The following is an 18,417-nucleotide window of genomic DNA, read 5'->3' on the forward strand; positions in this document are numbered from 1 at the left end:
ACTTGGCGGCGCGACTGTTTACGACCTGATCACTCGCGCAAAGAAAACGGCATAGCTTCCGGGTTATGTCCGCTTAACGATCGTCAGAAACGAAAGACCCCCTGCTAACACAGGGGGTCTATATTTTAGAATCGTTCTTACCTAATGCCGTTCTTAATATGTGATAAGCGAAAATACGTCTTGTCCTTCGAGCTTTGAGCGTCCATCTAAGAAACTTAGTTCGATTAAAAACGCTACTCCGACAACCGTTCCCCCAAGTTGCTCGACCAGCTTTACTTTTGCCGCAGCAGTGCCGCCCGTCGCTATAACGTCATCGACCACAAGGACCCGCTCTCCCGGTTTAATCGCATCCTCGTGCATTTCAAGCGAGTCGACCCCATACTCAAGCTCATATTCCGCGCTCAGCGTTGTAAACGGTAGTTTACCCGGCTTCCTCGCGGGAACAAACCCGCATCCGAGCCTATATGCCAGCGCGCTTGCCAGGATAAACCCGCGCGCTTCCGCCCCAAGCACGACGTCGATATTCATGTCTTTGTAGTGATCGGCGATTGAGTCGATCGCGTACTTAAAACTTTCCTTATTTCCAAGAAGCGGTGTTATATCGCGAAACATCACCCCTTCTTTGGGCCAGTCCGGAATATCCCTCACATATGTCTTTAGATCCACTCTTACCTCCTAGGAATTGGCATTCATGTATAGGCTTACATGGATAATGTAACATAGTTAGAATATCTTTTGCACGGCCTCTAACTGCTCGCGCGTACCGAGAATCACCACGTGATCTCCTTCCTCGAGTACAGTCGACGCCATCGGTGATGTATTAAACTCTCCCGACCGCTTCCTGATAGCAAGGATCACCGCCCCGGTGCGCTTGCGAATATCCGCCTCAGACAGCGTTTTGCCCCTGCATTTTGATGTTTCGCTCACCGTCAACTCTTCAAGCCGGTACTCTAGATCATCGCCAAATGTAACGACATCGAGATAGTCCGATACCAGAGGACGTATGAGAATGGCCGCCATGCGTTTACCGCCGATTATACTCGGTGACACCACCCGGTTTGCCCCGGCGCGGATCAACTTTTCTCTTGATTCGGCCAGGATGCTCCGGGCGACGATATCGATCTTCGGGTTAAGCACGCGCGCGGTCAGGGTGACAAAGACGTTATCCGCGTCGTTGTCGACAGCAGCTACCAATCCGCTTGCGCGTTCGACCCCCGCCCTCAACAAGACCTCATCGCTTGAGGCGTCGCCTTCGATACACAAAAAGCCTTTTTCGCGGCATTCCTGCACCCTGTCGGGGTTATTCTCTATGATCACGAATGGCGAATGAGATGCCCTGAACTCGTCCGCGACATTCTCACCGACCCTGCCGTAACCGCATAAGATATAGTGTTGTTCCAGTGTTCTTATTTCTCGCTCCACTCTTCTCTCCGTTAATATGCCTGATAGATGCCCTTCGATCATGAATTCCGCTATCGATACAAAAAAGTAAAACGCCGTGCCCACGCCCGCAAAAACAAGAAGCATCGTAAACAACTGTCCAGCGACATCGAGGGGATGAACTTCGCGATACCCGACCGTTGTTATCGTTATAACGGTCATGTACGCGGCATCTATAAACGACCAGCCCTCAAGTACCATGTATCCTGCAATGCCTATTGCTACAACTAGTGCGAACAGGGCAAGCGTAAGCCGTAATTGCCTTAGTAAGTCCACACAGCGCCAACCCCCGATCAAGAAAATAGATAATTGAGAATAGAAAATAGATCCATTAGAATCTTGGTCCGTATTATATTATACGCAAAATGTGCGTGCTCATCATGTTGCAACAGCTCATCTGCCTACTACTGTGAATATTCGCTAACTAAGGCAAAGCTCCTGCATACTCAAGGCTAACCCTCAATAATTCAATCTATTTTCCATTTTCTATTTTCAATTCTCTAGTAAAAGGGGTATGTACTAGTCAAACTGTTGATTTACAACTGGGGTGTGAAAAACGTGGAAAGGTATGAGATCGCTATCATCGGTTCCGGTCCTGCGGGCTATGTCGGCGCTGTCACAGCGGCGCGTGCGGGCGTTCCCGTATGCATCATCGAGAAAGGTGATTTTGGAGGGGTCTGCCTCAATACGGGCTGCATCCCTACAAAAACGCTCGTCGCGTCGGCAAAAGCGCTGAGAAACGCACGCCGTGCGGGCGAATACGGCATCGATATCGGGGATACTATCCAAACGTCGCTAGAAAAGCTTCAGACCCGAAAAGACAGGGTCGTCGATATCGAGAAACAAGGCCTTTTTAAACTTGTCGAGAAGAACGACGTGCAGATACTTAAGGGGCATGCCAGCTTCAATGATATAAACACTCTCAAAATCAGCGGGGCCGACGGAGAGCAAACGATTTTTTCGAAAAACATTATCATAGCAACCGGCTCCAAACCCCACGCCTTGCCCTTTTTGGCTTACGACGGGGTCAAGGTGCTCTCCAGCGACGATCTTTTACGGCTTACCAAGCTGCCGGACTCGATGCTGATTATCGGCGGCGGTTACATCGGCTGTGAGTTCGCCTCTATCTTCTCGGCGCTCGGCACAAAAATCACCATCATCGAGGCATTGCCGAGGCTGCTCATGAACACAGACGAAGAGGTCTCGGCCATCCTTGCCAGGGAATTTAAAAAGGCCGGGATAGATGTCAGAACAAATAGCACGCTTGTCGGAACACGAGTCGACGACAAAGTCGAAGCTACCATAGAAGATGGAACGGTCTTTACCGCAGATATCGCGCTCGTCGCAATCGGACGCCTGCCCTCAACGGGCGGCATAGGCCATGAAAAGATCGGCCTCGAAACCCTACCGAACGGCGGAATCAAAGTCAACAATCAGATGATGACGAATATACCGGGTATCTATGCGGTCGGAGATGTTATCGGCAATCCGATGCTCGCTCACGTCGCCTCCGCCGAGTGTAAGGTCGCGGTCGCAAATGCCCTTGGGAACCGTTACATGATGGATTACACGGTAATCCCGAGCGGGATTTATACCTACCCCGAGATAGGAAGCGTCGGCATCACTGAAGGCCAGGCTAAAGACATGGGTATGGATGTTAAGGTCGGAAGTGTCGAGCTACGTAGCCTTGGGATATCGCACGCGTCGGGAGAAATCGCCGGCAAAGCCAAAATCATCGCCGATGCGATATCTGATAGAATCGTAGGCGTTCACGTTATCGGCGAGCGCGCCACCGATATTATCCATGAGGTGGCTGTGGCCATGTATCAGGGTATGACGGCATCGGCCCTCGGTATGGTAATCCATGCCCATCCGACGTTTTCCGAGCTGATATACGAAGCCGCCCTCGACGTTAATGGCAACGCGATCTATATGCAGAGGTTGGCGGCCTGAAACACACGCAAAAACCATGATAAAGAAGATTCGTCTTCAAGTTGAGGAGCTGTTATAAGTATGACCGAGAAACCTATTTATGCCGATTACAATGCGTCGACGCCTGTCGACCCGGCAGTATCCGCTGAGATGATTCCCTACCTCACCGAATACTTCGGCAATCCCTCAAGCGCGCACTGGTACGGAAAACAATCCAGGAAAGCCGTTGTAAAAGCACGGCAGCAGGTTGCGGATTGCCTCGGCTGCACGCCGCAAGAGGTCATATTTACAAGCGGCGGAAGCGAATCGAACAACCTGGCGATAAAGGGCATCGCACACGCAAACCGCCATCACGGAAGCCATATTATAACCAGCGATGTCGAACACCCCTCGGTAATCGAACCATGTAGACGACTTGAAAAGGAAGGGTTCGAGCTGACCGTTTTACCGGTGGACGAATACGGCATGGTATCCGTTGAAGACGTTAGAAACACAATTCGCAAGGACACGATCCTCATCACGATTATGCACGCAAACAACGAGGTAGGAACGATTCAGCCGATTGAGGATATAGGTATGATGGCGAAGGAACTGGGTATCTACTTCCACACCGACGCAGCGCAAAGCGTGGGTAAGATTCCGGTAAACGTGGATGACCTGGGGGTCGACCTGTTAACCGTTGCCGGGCATAAATTCTACGCTCCCAAAGGCGTTGGCGCCCTTTACGTAAGAGAAGGCACCGAGATCGAGCCCATTATCGACGGGGCATCTCAGGAATTCGGTCTTCGTGCAGGCACAGAAGCGGTGGCCATGATCGTCGCCCTCGGCAAAGCATGCGAAGTTGCGACAGAATCCCTCGACCAGGTATCGGCTCACCTTCTTAGGCTCGGGCAGAGAATGTACGAGCACTTTGCCACCGATGTGCCTAACTTCAGGCTAAACGGGCACCCCACCGATCGCGTGCCTAATACGCTCAACATAGGCTTTCCAGGGGTTCTTGCCTCAGACCTCCTCGCATCGACACCCGAGGTCGCCGCCTCCCCCGGCTCTGCCTGCCAAGCGGAATCGCTCGAAATATCTCATGTCTTAATGGCTATGGGCGTGGAAGAAACGTATGCGATGGGCTCCTTACGCATAAGCCTCGGTAAATGGTCGACCGATGACGAAATCGACACTATCGTCGACCTTCTCTCGGCCAGGTACGAGAGCCTACTCGAAGGACACACGCATCAAAGCGCGGGGTAATAGTGCAGCGATTAGCGATTGGGTGTAGGTCGAGGGTGAGGGTATTTATTGCATTTTTAGTATACTTTAGGGCTCGCGGGTTTTAGGACTGATAACATCAGCCGTAAGTCGTCGCGGATGAGCCTCGTCATAAGGAAGTGGTCTCGGACGTATCGCCGGCCTTTCTGCCCTTGTTCCGCGGCCATTTTCGGATCGGCCAACAACTCCAACACCCGCATTGCGGTCTCGTCCACCGAACCTACCAGAAAGCCCCCGCCCCCCGCGAGTTGCAGGGGAATACCGCCCGCACGACCCGCTACTACCGGCGTCCCTTTCCATAAGGTCTCCGAAACGACCAATCCGAATCCCTCTTTTATCGACTTCTGGACGACTACATCGGACAGATGTTGCAAGGCGTTGACCTGCACATCGGTCATGGCTTCGAAGTTGGTAAATACATGGATTCGGGGATCTGCATGTTTAGCGTCGATTACTTTATCGTACATCTCCCAACCCTCTGGATCGTCCGTCGCCATCGAGCCCACCAGTATCAGGCGAGCATCCGGGCGTTCCTGCGAGACAAGGCGGTATGCCTCGATCACCCCGAGCGGGTCCTTCCATGGGTCGAAGCGCGATACCTGACAGATGATGGGGCCGTCCTTCGGCACCCCTATCCATTTCAACATGCGCCAACACATTTCCCGGGGAAGCTCCATGTTCTTCGGGCTTAAGGGGTCGATTGCCGGAGCAATAATCGCGACCCTACACCCCAGGCCCTTAGGAACAAACTCTTGCATCGTAAAGACCGCTGCATCGTACTCCTGGATAAACGGCAGCAAAAAACCCCAAATGCTTGGGTTCGGCGTCGACGTATCTATATGGCAGCGCCAAATCCAGTGCGATTGAATATCGGGTCGTAAAGAGCGCAGCGCCACCGGTTGAGGGTCGTGGACGAAGATATAATCAAAGTCGCTCTCCAAAGCCTCCGCGTTTAGTTTATTGAATGCAAGGTAGGTCTCTTGATCGGTTCTGGTGAGATTGTAAGGGGCTCCCTGCAGGGCGTTATGTAGCGATTTGGTAACGTGAAAAAACCGCTCATCTCCGGTGATGACCTGCCAATGCGCGTCGATTCCAAGCGCCCTTTCTATAGGTATCACAGAGCGCAGTATTTCCGAGACACCCCCGCCGAGAAGTGTTGAATTGATGTGAAGCACGCGCACCCCTTGTAGCTCTTGAGCGAGCAATCGCAGTTCATCTATCTCATCCGGCAGTGCTTTCTCGTACATATCAAGCTGTAGTTCACCGATATCGACCATTCTCGGCATTGGCAACTCCCCTCTCGGGTAAAGACTTACCCAAAAAAGGGAAACAAAAAACGGCCCGCGTGGGCCGTTCGATTCATTTCTTTACTCCCTATTCCCTTGACCATATCAGCAGAACGGGTATATCGGTTCGACGAAGAAGCTCTTTGACAGTCGTGGCACGCCGCTCCTCAAGATGACCGTGCCAACCAAGGGCTATCAGGTCGTCTCCATTTTCCTGGGCGAATTTGAGCATGACATCCGCAGGCTCACCCTCTCGCTCAAAGAGTTTCAAGCTCACTTCCAGCGGGCGCTGTGCGTAGAATCGCTCGACGAACTCCTGCGCCCAGGCAGGCCAATCGTATCGCGGGTAATCCACATAGCGAGGCGGTGTTATCGTACCGGGCTCACGCGACGGCTTCTCGCCGACAACACCGATATTGAGCACGTCGACCTCGGCATGAACCCGCTTCGCGAGGTTAAATACCTGAATCATAACCGCCGCAGCGGTAGGCGACCCATCTTGCGGCACCAGCATTTTCTTCGGCTTCCATTGGGGGTCGGGCGTATGCGCAATATCGGGCCGGATAATCATCACCGGATTAATAGCCCGCTGCACTATACCCGTGGTGGTAGATCCCAGAAGGTGCTCTGTGTTGAACGTCCACCCGTGGCTCGACATTACGATCATTTGCGTATCGACGCTGGCCGCAAAGCGAAGGATTTCGTCGGCTGCATCCACTCCCTGTATCTGGTGAAGCGAAAAATCCCTTACTTCGATCTGCCCTATTTTTAGCTTCTTAACAAGGTCTCTTTCGGACAATAGCTCTTCCGTTACATGAACGATGTAAAGCACGGCCCCCATGATATTCGTCATGGCCTCGGCCGCGCCCAACGCCTTTACCGCAATCTCAGATCCATCTAGAGGTAGAATTACCGCCGGTCTATTTCTCATGCTACACCTTCTTGCTCCTTCCCATCGAGTTCGCCCCAGGTGGAGCCATCCCATTCAGATTTATAGGTCTCACCGGGTTTAAGCGTTTGCAGCTGGCGGCCGTATATTCCGACCGCGACCTCGCTTACCTGCCCAACGGTGACGATGATATGTTTGTCTCTTTCGACATCGAAATCGATAGTGTTGTTACGCCAGGTGAGCGCAAACTTAACCTGTTTCCACTCTTCCGGAAGCTTCGGGTCTATATAGAGACCGTCCTCCTCGGGTCGCATGCCGGCAAACCCCATAATCAATTGCTGCCAAAGACCCCCAAGGGCGGCCGCATGGACTCCCCCGGCCGCGTTACCCATATTATTGGCCAGGTCGATCTGGGCTGCCTGGCGGAAATAACGCATCGCCATATCAAGCATCCCAAGCCGTGCGGCAACAAGGCCGTACATGCTTGGAGACAACGAGCTGCCGTGCCCCGTGCGCCGCTCGTAATAATCAAAGTTTTCCTTAATTACGTCTTCGCTAAACTTGTGCTCCAATATATACAGAAGCATTACCACATCCGCTTGCTTCACAAGCTGCGACGCGGCCGTCTCTTCCCTGCCAAGGATGGAATCGAGCGGAGCGGTTCTCGGCTCGAACTTGTAAACGTCGATGTCCTTCAAATTGAAGAACCCGTCGAACTGCTCGATAAGGTTTCCGTGATTCCTATCTATATACATGTTCTCGGCGACATGCGCCCATTCGACCAACTCGTTCTCATCGAAAGCAAGCTTTTCCTTAAGCGCGAGCCACTTCTCCGGATAGTCATTTTTCAGGTAACCGATAGCATCTACGGCCCTATCGATATTCCAGACCGCCATCATGTTTGTATAGGTATTGTCGTTTACGATCTCGTGATACTCGTCGGGACCCTCTATGTTGGGAATATGATAAACGCCCTCATGCTCTTCGACGCGGCTCACCCAAAACCGTGCGGTCTCAATGAGTATTTCCGATCCGGCGTTTACAAGGAAGTCCTCATCCCGCGTGGCGATCCAGTACTGCCATACGCCGTAAGTGATAGCGCAATTTATGTGTTGCTCGAGTTTACCCGACAGGATGAGGATTACCTCGCCGTTAGGAGCGATTACGCTTTCCGGCGTCATCTCCTCGCCTGTGCTCGTCGATTCCCAGGCGAACATGGCGCCTTTCGCGCCCATATCCTTCGCTTCCTGTCGTGCGGCATGTATCGTGTGGTAACGATACATAAGCATGGCCCTCGCAGTTGCCGGGTGCGTGTAGATGAAGAATGGGATCATGAACATATCCGCATCCCAGAATATATGGCCTTTGTAGATCGTGCCGGTAAGGGTTCTGGCACTGATCGATACGCGCTCATCAAAATCATTGCCTGCGATTATCAAATGGTATCCCGCAAAATTAGACCATAACTGCGCGTCGGGGTCGCCGTCAATCGTAATGGCCGCGTCTTCCCAGCGTTTCGCCCAGGCATCCACATGCTCGAGAAGCATATCATCAAAACCGCGACCGGCATATGTACTGACCTCTTCAGTTGCCCTTTGCACGGGACTGTCCGTGTCTCTGGTCGTATATATGCCGACGAATTTGTCGATCTCTATCTCCTGGCCCTCGTCGGCCTGCCATCTCCATTGCTCGCTCACACCGCAGTCGTTGATAAATGTGCGGTAATCGGGTTTCAACATGCCGCCCCTGACTACGCTCAGCTGGGCTTCGGCGATTTTAATATCGGTGAACTCTGTTTTGGTCACCATCATGATACCCCGACCCCCGTCCAGGTCGCGCTTCTCGATGGGCTCGGCGCCGATACCGGCTTTGCGGCAGAGTTCGATACCCGTTTCAACGCGAATTTCTCCCCTGTAGTTCTCGGGGACCACGCGGATTCTAAGCGCCATCGCGTGTGGCTCGGCAAGTGACGCGAACCTCGAGAATCGTATCGACGTTATGCGGCCCTTTTCGCCCCTATGACGCCACTCGCGGTGCATGACTCCCTTTCCCATGTCGAGGGTTCGTTTATGACTGAGGATAGTCCGCTCATCCATTGTGAGTTCTTGACCATCGACATATATCCTGGTAAACACCCAATCGGCGATTATCGAAAGCTCTTCTATCTCGCCCGGGGCGGCCCTATCGTAAACACCCGCAAGTAGAGTTGCCGGCTCTGAGCCTATGCCTTGCTCCTCGAGCGATCCGCGGGTGCCGAGGTATCCGTTTCCGACGGTAAAGATGGATTCGATCTCGCGCTCGCGTAACGGGTCGTAACCGTCTTCGATGATCAAAAACGTCGGGTCTTCTGTTACGCAGAGCTTCTTGTATAGCTCGGCCTGCTCTTTCATCAGCTGAAGGAAGCACGCCGGGCCTCCGCCGGTATGAATGACGCCGGGGGGCACGCCGTTTGGCTCTTTGCCGACCGAAACATAGGTTATTCCGGGCGCTGCCGGCAGGTACATCCTGAAATCACTGCCCTCGAATCCGGCGATCGGCCCGAACTCGTCGCCGAGCACCAGCGTGTCGGTGAACGGAATATTTTTCTTTTTGGATAACTCTTCTATGACCCATTTTATTGAATCGGATTTATCGGTTAGGCCGACCTCGATATGCTTTACATCGCTTGTTAACCTGGCATCGAAAAGCCCGAGGTCGTGCGCATAGCGCTCGGTAAGGTCAAACGCCTCTCCTAAGCCGCCGGCAAAGCCGCCGTTATTAAGGCGTTCTTCTGTCGCTTTTAAAAGTTCGCCTATCTGCGATTTTGGAGGGTTTTCCCACTCGGGGATAAGATCGATCTTACGACGGTTCATGCGATTATAGACGATCTCGATGTTAACGTTTGATCTGCTCTCGATGTGCTCCTTTACGGCTTCTGCTGCGCGATCGAGAATCCTGTTCTCCTCTTCGGTCGCAACCCGCTCAGAAAGTACGACCGGCTCGGAATTCTCGTCAAAGCCGTACACTTCAGAGCCCCTATCCGTGCAAACAAAGAGGTTCTTCTTGTGGGGTCCGTGAATCAGCGAGGCGAACTGGCGGTTTACATTGCCGAAGTTCGTGCCGGTGATAACAACGATATATATCCCGTATTTCATGAGCTGCTCGAGTGCCTCCGTGACGGCCCGTGCATCGGCGTTACGGTTTTCAACGGCCGTTCCATCCCAATCAAACGCAACGATCTTGTACGGGTGTTTCTTTATCTTTGGAAAAGCGACTACGCAATCATTCAAGGTAAAAACTCCAATTCAATAATTTGTATTAAGCTTATCCGACACTATCCTACCCAAATGCAGGTACTCTCTTTTCCACTTATTATCGGAAATTTTATGGAGAAATTAAATGCACAAGTGATGTATACCCATACAAGCCTCAAAGTAGATAGCGAACCTCTCGCGTATCGGTTCTTTTTTGGCGTTGGGTGTCGCTTGCGCTTCGTACCAGGGGCAGACTGAAATCACAGAAGTGATTTCAGCATTATCACTTCGTCAACAAACTCACCGTTAAATATGAATTGCCGTGGAATTTGAGCGACGATATTAAAGCCATGGCGCTCATATAAAGATAGCGCTTTCTCGTTGGCATTAAAAGCACTAAGACGTATCATCACCGGTCGCGGTAATAAGTCGGTTCGCGCCGCGTCGATCGCACGGGTTAGTAGCGCCGAGCCTAAGCCGATCCCGCGGTAGCCCCGCTTAACCGATATGCCGAAATCGGCTACATGGTCGGCTCTCTCGGCGCGGTTGCCGACCGAAGCAAGCCCAACGATCGCATCATCCGCTTCCGCAACAAGAACTACCATTCTTGCAGATTTGACGGCGATCATGCTGCCTTGCAGCCACGCGCGCTCATCGTCCACTGTTTGCTTTGACCGCGTAAGGATCATGGCTTCGGAATCCGCCACGATGTCGTTAATAAACTTCAGAAACTTGCGCGGCCTATTCGAACGGCCCTCTTGAAGCCTGCGGATTACGAACTCTTTGCCTTTTAGGTTTATTGTTTCCACCCGAACACCTCAACTCCTTCTTAATGTAAATAAAAACGCGCACAATGACAAATAGTTTCAGCTATTCACCGTTCTTCCCTATACCCTGCCCCCGCTCTTTAAATTATTAATTGACCCAGGCAAATAATCCGATATAATTAAACATATGAACATATATTCATATGAGTGGAGTTTATACTATGTCGATTGATGAAATTTGCGTTGAAACCCGGTTCGACGCCTCAAAAGTCAATGATGTGAAAGAGCATCTGCGACATCTGATACCGGATGTCGCGATCGAGCGCCTTTCGGATACATTTAAGGTGCTATCGGACCCTACCAGGGTGAAGATAGTGTTCGCGCTGCGCCGTAGCGAGTTGTGCGTATGTGAGATCGCCGAGGTAGTCGGGATGAGCCAGTCGGCCGTCTCGCACCAGCTGCGAAAGCTAAAAGACCATCGCGTAGTCAAGCGCCGTAAGGCAGCCAAAATGGTGTACTACTCGCTAGACGACGAGCATATTATACAACTGCTGACTCAGGGTATCTCGCACGTTCAGGAAGAACTGCATAACCGCATGGACCTCCCCATAGACAAGGGGTTTAGGTGATGCTTTGTGGTGATTAAGGATAAAGGCGGCGAGCGAACGACAGAAGAAACCGTGGCGATATCGGGCCTTGATTGCCCGGACTGCGCCCTGAAGGTGCAGAAGGCTCTTCAAAAATTACCCGGCGTCGAAAACGCGGAGGTCAACTTCACTGCATCGAATCTGCGCATTAAGTATGACCCCCAGGTAAGCTCGAAAGAAACGGTCTTCACGCTCATTAAAGACTTCGGATACGGTGTCGGAACGGCCGAGGCTACAAGAACGTCGACGTTTCGCATCGGCGGGCTCGATTGCCCGGACTGCTCGGCGAAATTGCAGAAAAAGCTCGCGGATCTCGAGGGCGTTGATTCAGCCGAGCTGGTCTTTGAGACCGGAAAGCTTACGGTAAGCCACCATGAAGAAGTCATTCCCGGTTCGGAGCTTATCAAGATTATCGAGGCCAGTGGGTATAGCGCACGACTTGAGGGCGCCAAGCGGGTCGAAACGTCTAAGGGCTCGTTCTGGTTTTCCGACAAGAGAGCGTTAACCGTGCTGATTGCCGCCGGTCCCCTTTTGATCGCGGGTCTTCTTCAATTATTTCTTGGACAAAGTATCCTTACGATAGCATTATTTACCGCCGCCGCCGTTGTCGCCGGATACAGGCCGGCCAAGAGTTCGATATCTTCGCTGAAGTCGCGCGTGTTCGACATGAACGTTCTTATGACGGTTGCGGTTATAGGGGCGATAGTGCTCGGGCAGTGGGCCGAGGCCGCCACCGTCATGTTTTTGTTTGCGCTGGGGACTATGCTTGAGGCATATACGATGGATAAGACCAGGCATGCGATTCATCGCCTGCTTGAGCTTGCGCCGAGTGAGGCTACGATTAAAACTGAGAGCGGCACTAAAATCATCCCGATCGAGGACGTTCGTATCGGCGATATCGTGGTAGTCAAGCCCGGTGAGGGCATTCCGGTAGACGGTGAGATCGCTTCCGGTAGGTCATCTATAAATCAATCGGCCATTACCGGCGAGTCCCTGCCGGTCGTCAAAGAGGTGGGCGACCAGGTCTTTGCAGGTACGCTCAACCTGGAAGGATACCTGGAACTCAGGTGCGCGAAGCTCTCCAGTGATACAAAAATAGCCAATATTATCCACCTGGTCGAAGACGCCCAGGCCAAAAAGGCGCCTTCTCAGCGATTTATCGACAGGTTTTCCGTCTACTATACGCCGGTCGTCATCGGAATCGCTCTCACCATAGCGATAATCCCTCCGCTTGCCGGGCAACCGTTTATTCCATGGTTTTACAGGGCGCTGGTGTTGCTGGTAATCGCGTGTCCGTGTGCGCTGGTCATCTCCACGCCGGTGTCGATTGCGGCGGCCATCGGTGCCGCGTCGAGAAACGGTGTGCTTGTTAAAGGCGGTGCGTACCTTGAGGCCGTGGGCCAGGCATCCGCAATCGTATTCGACAAGACGGGCACGCTCACTACGGGACGGCTTTCGGTCACCGATGTCGTGCCGTTAAACGGTTATAAAGAGGACGAGATCATCAAGCTGAGCGCTGCGATGGAGTCAAGATCGGGCCACCCGCTGGCAGAGGCCATCATCCGGTACGCGGGCGAACAGGGTCTTGAGTTCAGGGAGCCCAACAACTTCGAGTCGCTCCCGGGACGCGGTCTAAAAGCCGACTTCGGCGGCATTACATACTATATTGGCAATCCGAGGCTTTTCGCGGAGATCGATATGGCCGACCCGGATGTCGATCCCCTGATATTCGCCTTGCAGCGTGAAGGAAAAACCGTCTTCATACTTGGGAACAGTTCGAAGCTTTTAGGAATCGTCGCGGTTGCGGACAGGCTGCGCGAGGATGCGCGGCACACCGTAAAGCAGCTTCGAAGTATCGGCATCGCCAATATTGTTATGCTCACCGGCGACAATGCGGATACCGCGAAGGAGATCGCTTCCCAGGTCGGTATCGACGATTACCGTTCGGAGTTGTTGCCGGAGGATAAGGTCAAAGCCATCGAGTCGCTCTCCGATACATACGGGCGTGTGGTGATGATAGGCGACGGCGTAAACGATGCGCCGGCTATCTCGCGCGCGGACGTCGGCATCGCCATGGGCGCGATCGGTTCGGATATCGCGCTTGAGACCGCGGATATCGCGCTGATGGCCGATAAACTCCATAACGTGCCGTATACGATTAACCTAAGCAGGCGCGCGCTGCGAATCATAAAGCAAAATGTGGCCGCTTCGATTATTGTAAAGCTCGCGTTTATCTTCCTTGCGGTGTTCGGGGCAGCGACGTTATGGATGGCGGTCTTCGCCGATACGGGTATCTCGTTGCTCGTGATTTTAAACGGAATGCGATTATTCATGCGCAAGGGTTATATATAAGGGTTTTTATAAGGAGTTTTAGCTGGATGAAAAAAGCAAGTGTTGATTACAGCAAATGCCAGGTTTGCAGCAAGTGCACGGCACGCAAAGCCTGCCCGACAAAAGCGCTGTTTAAAATAGATGAAGATGAGCCCGCATCGGTGGATATCCAACTCTGCTATGGGTGCGCGAAATGTACGATGGAGTGCCCCCATAACGCTATATACGTTCGAGACCTTTAATTAGGCGGCTTTTTTGGCTGAGGCTCCTTCGTCCGGCTTGCTTTTCTGGTCATAAGTTGCTTGATGATATCGCTGTACATCTTCAACCGCGCCTTAAACCCGTGAATCGGGCCGAGTTTTTCCTCTTTCATAACCTGGGACGCATCGGGAAACGCTACTTCTTCAACCTTGAGATTGTTTTGTTTGGCGTGTTGCGTAATGGCTATCTCTACACCAAACCCGGTGGATTCGAGGTCCGGTAATCCCGTTAAAAGCTCTCTTCGCATCGCTCGCTGTCCTGATATAAAGGGGATGATTGTTTGGGCGAGATCTGTCCGTAGCCTGCCTCCCGTAAATTTTCCTACCGTCATCATGAGTTCGCGATTATCTAACAGGGGTTGAATGAGGTCCGTTATATGATCGGGTGTTATCCCGATAAGGTCGGCGTCGATGAATGCGATGATGTCGGCATCCGTGGCCTCGATGCCGGTTTTCATGGCCGCTCCTTTGCCCCCGTTTGTTTCGCGCTCGATTACGCGGACATTGTAAGACCGCGCGACCTCAGCCGTTTTGTCGCGCGACCCATCGCTGACGACCAGTATCTCATCGATCAGGCTAACGTTCTTCAAGATATCTAAGACGCCGCCAATATGCTTTTCCTCGTTATATGCCGGTACTATGATGATGATCTTATCCGGCGTTTTCTCCATCTGGTCCTCCAGGCTGCAACTGCGAGCGCATCCTTGTTACCAGCTTTGATATCTTATTGATCGCATCATCCAGCGGGTATTCGATTCGCTCTCCGGTCGCCCTAATCTTTACTTCTACATTGCCACTTTTCACTGTTCGATTACCTATTACGATCTGCACCGGAAAACCTATCAAATCTGAATCGGCGAATTTCTTTCCCGCCGATTCGATTCTGTCATCGAGCACAACCTCGACATTGTTTTCGCCAAGGCCTGCATAAATCTTGTCTGCGATTTCTTTTTGCTCGTCCTTATCGTAATTCAAGACGACTATCGAGACCTCGTAGGGGGCTATTGAAATCGGCCAGATAATACCGTTTTCATCGTGATTCTGTTCGATTGCGGCGGCGGCTGTGCGGCTTATGCCTATTCCGTAAGTGCCCATAATATACGGTTTTATCTGGCCGTCCTCATCGATATATGTCGCTTCCATAGAAGCGCTGTATTTCGTTCCCAGTTGGAATATTTGGCCAACCTCGATCCCCCGCGCCGAGAGAAGCACTCCCCCGCAGATGGGGCATTTGTCACCTGCTTTAATCGTTTTTATGTCGGCCCACTCTTCGACCTGGAAATCCTCACCTGCGTTGACGTTGATAAGGTGCACGTCGGGTTTATTGGCGCCTACTACGAAATTCCGCATAACGGATATCTCTTTATCCGCTATCAGACGAACGTTTTTGATGCCGACCGGCCCGACAAATCCCTGGATAAGCTCGGGGTAATCCTGCCATTCGGCGCCGGCGAGAAGGTGAAAATCCGTCGTGCCCAACGCCACGGAAAGCTTCTCATCGTTAACGTCGCGATCGCCCCGGACGAGTACGCCTGCCAGTTCCGACGCACCGTATTTGTAGATCAAGGTCTTGACTATTTTGTCCTCGGGGATGTTGAGGAACCTCGCGACTTCTTCGACGCTTTTTTGCCGGGGTGTTTCGACGAGTTCCGATTGCTTGATCGCCTCTGTTGAAGGCTCGGCCAGAGGCGCCGTTGCTACTTCGTCGCTTGCCGCATAGTCGCATGAGTCGCAGTAGAGAATCGTGCTCTCGCCTGATTCGGCGAGAACCATGAACTCCTGGGATACCTTGCCGCCGATGAGGCCGGTTGCGGCATCTACCGCTCTAAAATCAAGGCCGCACCTGGAAAATATCCTGCTGTACGCATCATACATCTCACTGTATGATCGCTGCATTTCCTCGACAGTTCTATTGAAGCTATAGGCGTCTTTCATGATGAACTCGCGGCCGCGCATCAGGCCGAACCGCGGACGAATCTCATCCCTGAACTTTACCTGTATTTGATAGAGCGTTAGCGGCAGCTGACGGTACGACTTGACCTCGTTTTTAACTAGGTCGGTTATCATTTCTTCGGCCGTTGGTCCGAGGGCGAATTCCCTGTCGTTGCGATCGGTCATCCTCATCATCTCGGGGCCGAATTGGTCCCAGCGCCCGGTTATCCTCCAGAGGTCTGCAGGTTGAAGAACCGGCATCAGGATCTCCTGAGCGTTAGCCCTGGTCATTTCCTCGCGAACGATACGCTCGATCTTTTTGATGACGTTATAGCCAAGCGGTAGGAATGTGTAGATTCCTGCCGCCACTTTTCGTATCATCCCCGCCCGCATAAGGAGCTTATGGCTCATCACTTCAGCCTCTGAAGGGCTCTCCTTTAACGTCGGCGCTAATAGTATTGAGAATCTCACTTGTCAGCCTCCTTGAAAACTAATAAATAGTATGCAGTACGCAGTAGGCAGTATGCAGAGCGAGGGAAAGGGATGAGGGTAAAAATCTTTAACCCTCATTCTAGACCTTCACACTGCTTACTCCCTACTGCTTACTCCTTACTTTTCTTCTTGTGTTTGCACGTCAACTATTAGTTTCTCTATCTCACCCATCAATTCCTCTACCATGGCGTCGGCCGGTACACGGCGGATGGCTTTTCCGGCTTTGAAGAGCACCCCTTCACGTTTGCCGCCGGCGATACCGATGTCGGCTTCCTTCGCCTCACCGGGGCCGTTTACCACACACCCCATGATGGCGACTTTCAGCGGCGAGCGTATGGTCATAAGGCGCTTCTCTATCTCTTCCACGACCGGTATGACATCGATATCGCAGCGCCCGCACGTCGGGCAGGATATGATTTCGGGGCCGTACGATCTCAACCCCAGCGCCTGCAATATTTGGAATCCCACTTGTATTTCGTGTACGGGGTCTGCAGAGAGCGACACGCGCACCGTGTCGCCTATTCCCCCGGCGAGCAAAACACCCAAACCTACCGACGACTTGATCGTGCCCGACATCAGCGAGCCGGATTCCGTTATGCCTAAATGTAGCGGATAACCGGTTGCTTCGGCAAGCATTCGGTACGCTTTTATCGAGTTGACGACGGATGAGGATTTTACCGAGAGCACGATATCGTGAAAGTTCATCTCTTCGCAAAACTGAACGTACTCGATGCAACTTTTAACGAGCGCTTCGGCAGGATCTTGCTCGTTTTTATATTTTGGATGGAGCGAGCCCGAGTTTACGCCGACGCGAATCGCGACGTTGTTCTCGCGCGCTTTTTCGATTACCTTGGCGAAGTTTTCAAGACCGCCAATATTGCCCGGGTTTATGCGGATTTTATCGGCGCCGGCGTCGATGGCGCCGATTGCATACTCCCAGTGGAAGTGGATATCCGCGATGAGCGGAATATTGATTTGCTTTTTTATCTTCGGCAATGCCTCTATCGCCTCGCGGGTCGGTACCGCAACGCGGACGAGTTCGCAGCCCACGGCTTCGAGGTCTCTTATTTGCTCAACGGTCGATGCGACGTCTTCGGTTTTTCTGTTCGTCATCGACTGAACGGCGACGGGGTTGCCGCCGCCGATCTCTACATCGCCGATTCTAACCTTTGCGGTTTTTTGCGCCATTTATCCACCACCGGGGAACGGTGTCCCTTGAATTATTTTGAAAATATCCGAGAACACGAAGTACACCATGAGCGCCAGCAGTAACGCCATTCCCGCTGCGTTGATTGCAAATACCGCCTTTTTGTTTACGGGCCCGCGCTTGATGCCCTCGATTCCCAATATCGCCAGCCTTCCGCCATCTAGCGGCGGTATGGGCAGCAGGTTTACTATTCCGATGTTAATACTTATTAAGGCCAGTAGCCAAATATACGACCAGAAGCTTTGTTGGATTATCTTTGCCGATTCGTAGACGATCCTGACAGGCCCTGCGCTATCTTTGGCCAACAAGCCGATTTTCTGCGTAAAGACAACGTAGAGTGTTACCACCATGAATTTAATAATCATGATCGTAGTCAATAAGCCTTGATATAACGCTTCATGGGGAAGCGGGGTTCGAAGATGCTGGCTTATTCCTAAAAACCCCTGGCCCTTGTTGTTGTCCAGAACCGGAGTGAATGTTCGCGTCTTCCCGTCGCGCTCGGCGACTATCGTTATCTCTTTGCCCGGCTTTTTCTTGATAATGCTAACCGCTTCATTCCAGTCCTTGATTTTTTTACCTTCGACCGAGATGATCTTGTCGCCCGCATGTAAGCCCGCTTTTGCGGCCGGCCCGCCTTTTACGACTTCGCCGATTAGGTTCGTGTGATCGGGTACTCCCTGGAACATCATCATTATAGCGATTAAGAATATGGGGAGCACCATGTTCATAAACGGGCCC

15 protein-coding genes are annotated in these 18,417 nt (G+C 52.3%); 5 read left to right on the forward strand and 10 right to left on the reverse strand.

Going from position 1 to position 18,417, the window contains the following annotated elements:
• Positions 1 to 153: 153 nt before the first annotated feature.
• Positions 154 to 666 (reverse strand): adenine phosphoribosyltransferase, encoded by a 513-nt coding sequence (locus ACYC56_RS04900; protein ID WP_461373067.1) that lies wholly within the window; start codon positions 664 to 666, stop codon positions 154 to 156.
• Positions 667 to 723: 57 nt separating this feature from the next.
• On the reverse strand, positions 724 to 1,716 hold the full coding sequence (locus ACYC56_RS04905; protein ID WP_461373068.1) for a potassium channel family protein: 993 nt from the start codon (positions 1,714 to 1,716) through the stop codon (positions 724 to 726).
• A gap of 282 nt (positions 1,717 to 1,998) precedes the next feature.
• Here ACYC56_RS04905 and lpdA point away from each other — a divergent pair, with 282 nt between their 5' ends.
• A complete protein-coding gene (lpdA, locus tag ACYC56_RS04910; RefSeq protein WP_461373069.1) occupies positions 1,999 to 3,393 on the forward strand; it encodes a dihydrolipoyl dehydrogenase in 1,395 nt (464 codons plus the stop codon).
• 60 nt (positions 3,394 to 3,453) lie between these two features.
• On the forward strand, positions 3,454 to 4,617 hold the full coding sequence (locus ACYC56_RS04915) for a cysteine desulfurase family protein (RefSeq protein WP_461373070.1): 1,164 nt from the start codon (positions 3,454 to 3,456) through the stop codon (positions 4,615 to 4,617).
• 56 nt (positions 4,618 to 4,673) lie between these two features.
• Here ACYC56_RS04915 and ACYC56_RS04920 read toward each other — a convergent pair whose 3' ends face one another.
• The 4 genes from ACYC56_RS04920 to ACYC56_RS04935 form a co-directional block, all read right to left on the reverse strand.
• Complete coding sequence (locus ACYC56_RS04920; protein WP_461373071.1) at positions 4,674 to 5,921, reverse strand: glycosyltransferase; 1,248 nt, start codon at positions 5,919 to 5,921, stop codon at positions 4,674 to 4,676.
• Positions 5,922 to 6,009: 88 nt separating this feature from the next.
• Positions 6,010 to 6,852, reverse strand: coding sequence for a universal stress protein (locus ACYC56_RS04925; protein ID WP_461373072.1), 843 nt, complete (start codon positions 6,850 to 6,852; stop codon positions 6,010 to 6,012).
• Positions 6,849 to 10,079, reverse strand: a complete 3,231-nt coding sequence (locus tag ACYC56_RS04930) for a glycosyl hydrolase family 65 protein (protein ID WP_461373073.1) — start codon at positions 10,077 to 10,079, stop codon at positions 6,849 to 6,851. Before ACYC56_RS04930 ends, ACYC56_RS04925 begins: the two co-directional genes overlap by 4 nt.
• A 224-nt stretch (positions 10,080 to 10,303) precedes the next feature.
• Entirely contained in the window at positions 10,304 to 10,852 is a 549-nt protein-coding gene (locus ACYC56_RS04935) for a GNAT family N-acetyltransferase (protein WP_461373074.1), read from the reverse strand.
• A gap of 179 nt (positions 10,853 to 11,031) precedes the next feature.
• Between ACYC56_RS04935 and ACYC56_RS04940 the strand changes: the two genes are divergently transcribed.
• Genes ACYC56_RS04940 through ACYC56_RS04950 form a run of 3 tightly spaced genes read left to right on the forward strand, consistent with a single transcriptional unit; the run spans position 11,032 to position 14,030 of the window.
• On the forward strand, positions 11,032 to 11,439 hold the full coding sequence (locus ACYC56_RS04940) for an ArsR/SmtB family transcription factor (RefSeq protein WP_461373075.1): 408 nt from the start codon (positions 11,032 to 11,034) through the stop codon (positions 11,437 to 11,439).
• A gap of 9 nt (positions 11,440 to 11,448) precedes the next feature.
• Positions 11,449 to 13,809, forward strand: coding sequence for a heavy metal translocating P-type ATPase (locus ACYC56_RS04945; protein ID WP_461373076.1), 2,361 nt, complete (start codon positions 11,449 to 11,451; stop codon positions 13,807 to 13,809).
• Between the two features lie 26 nt (positions 13,810 to 13,835).
• Positions 13,836 to 14,030 (forward strand): 4Fe-4S binding protein, encoded by a 195-nt coding sequence (locus ACYC56_RS04950; RefSeq protein ID WP_461373077.1) that lies wholly within the window; start codon positions 13,836 to 13,838, stop codon positions 14,028 to 14,030.
• On the opposite strand, the gene ACYC56_RS04955 is transcribed toward ACYC56_RS04950, so the two are convergent.
• The 4 genes from ACYC56_RS04955 to ACYC56_RS04970 form a co-directional block, all read right to left on the reverse strand.
• Positions 14,027 to 14,719, reverse strand: a complete 693-nt coding sequence (locus ACYC56_RS04955) for a glycosyltransferase family 2 protein (protein WP_461373078.1) — start codon at positions 14,717 to 14,719, stop codon at positions 14,027 to 14,029. The two genes, ACYC56_RS04950 and ACYC56_RS04955, sit on opposite strands and share 4 nt — an antisense overlap.
• Complete coding sequence (locus ACYC56_RS04960; protein ID WP_461373079.1) at positions 14,700 to 16,451, reverse strand: proline--tRNA ligase; 1,752 nt, start codon at positions 16,449 to 16,451, stop codon at positions 14,700 to 14,702. Before ACYC56_RS04960 ends, ACYC56_RS04955 begins: the two co-directional genes overlap by 20 nt.
• A gap of 138 nt (positions 16,452 to 16,589) precedes the next feature.
• Complete coding sequence (gene ispG, locus ACYC56_RS04965) at positions 16,590 to 17,660, reverse strand: flavodoxin-dependent (E)-4-hydroxy-3-methylbut-2-enyl-diphosphate synthase (RefSeq protein ID WP_461373080.1); 1,071 nt, start codon at positions 17,658 to 17,660, stop codon at positions 16,590 to 16,592.
• Positions 17,661 to 18,417, reverse strand: a 757-nt coding sequence (locus ACYC56_RS04970) for a M50 family metallopeptidase (protein ID WP_461373081.1), incomplete at its 5' end; no start/stop codon positions are given.

It is taken from the genome of Candidatus Aquicultor sp., assembly GCF_054640775.1.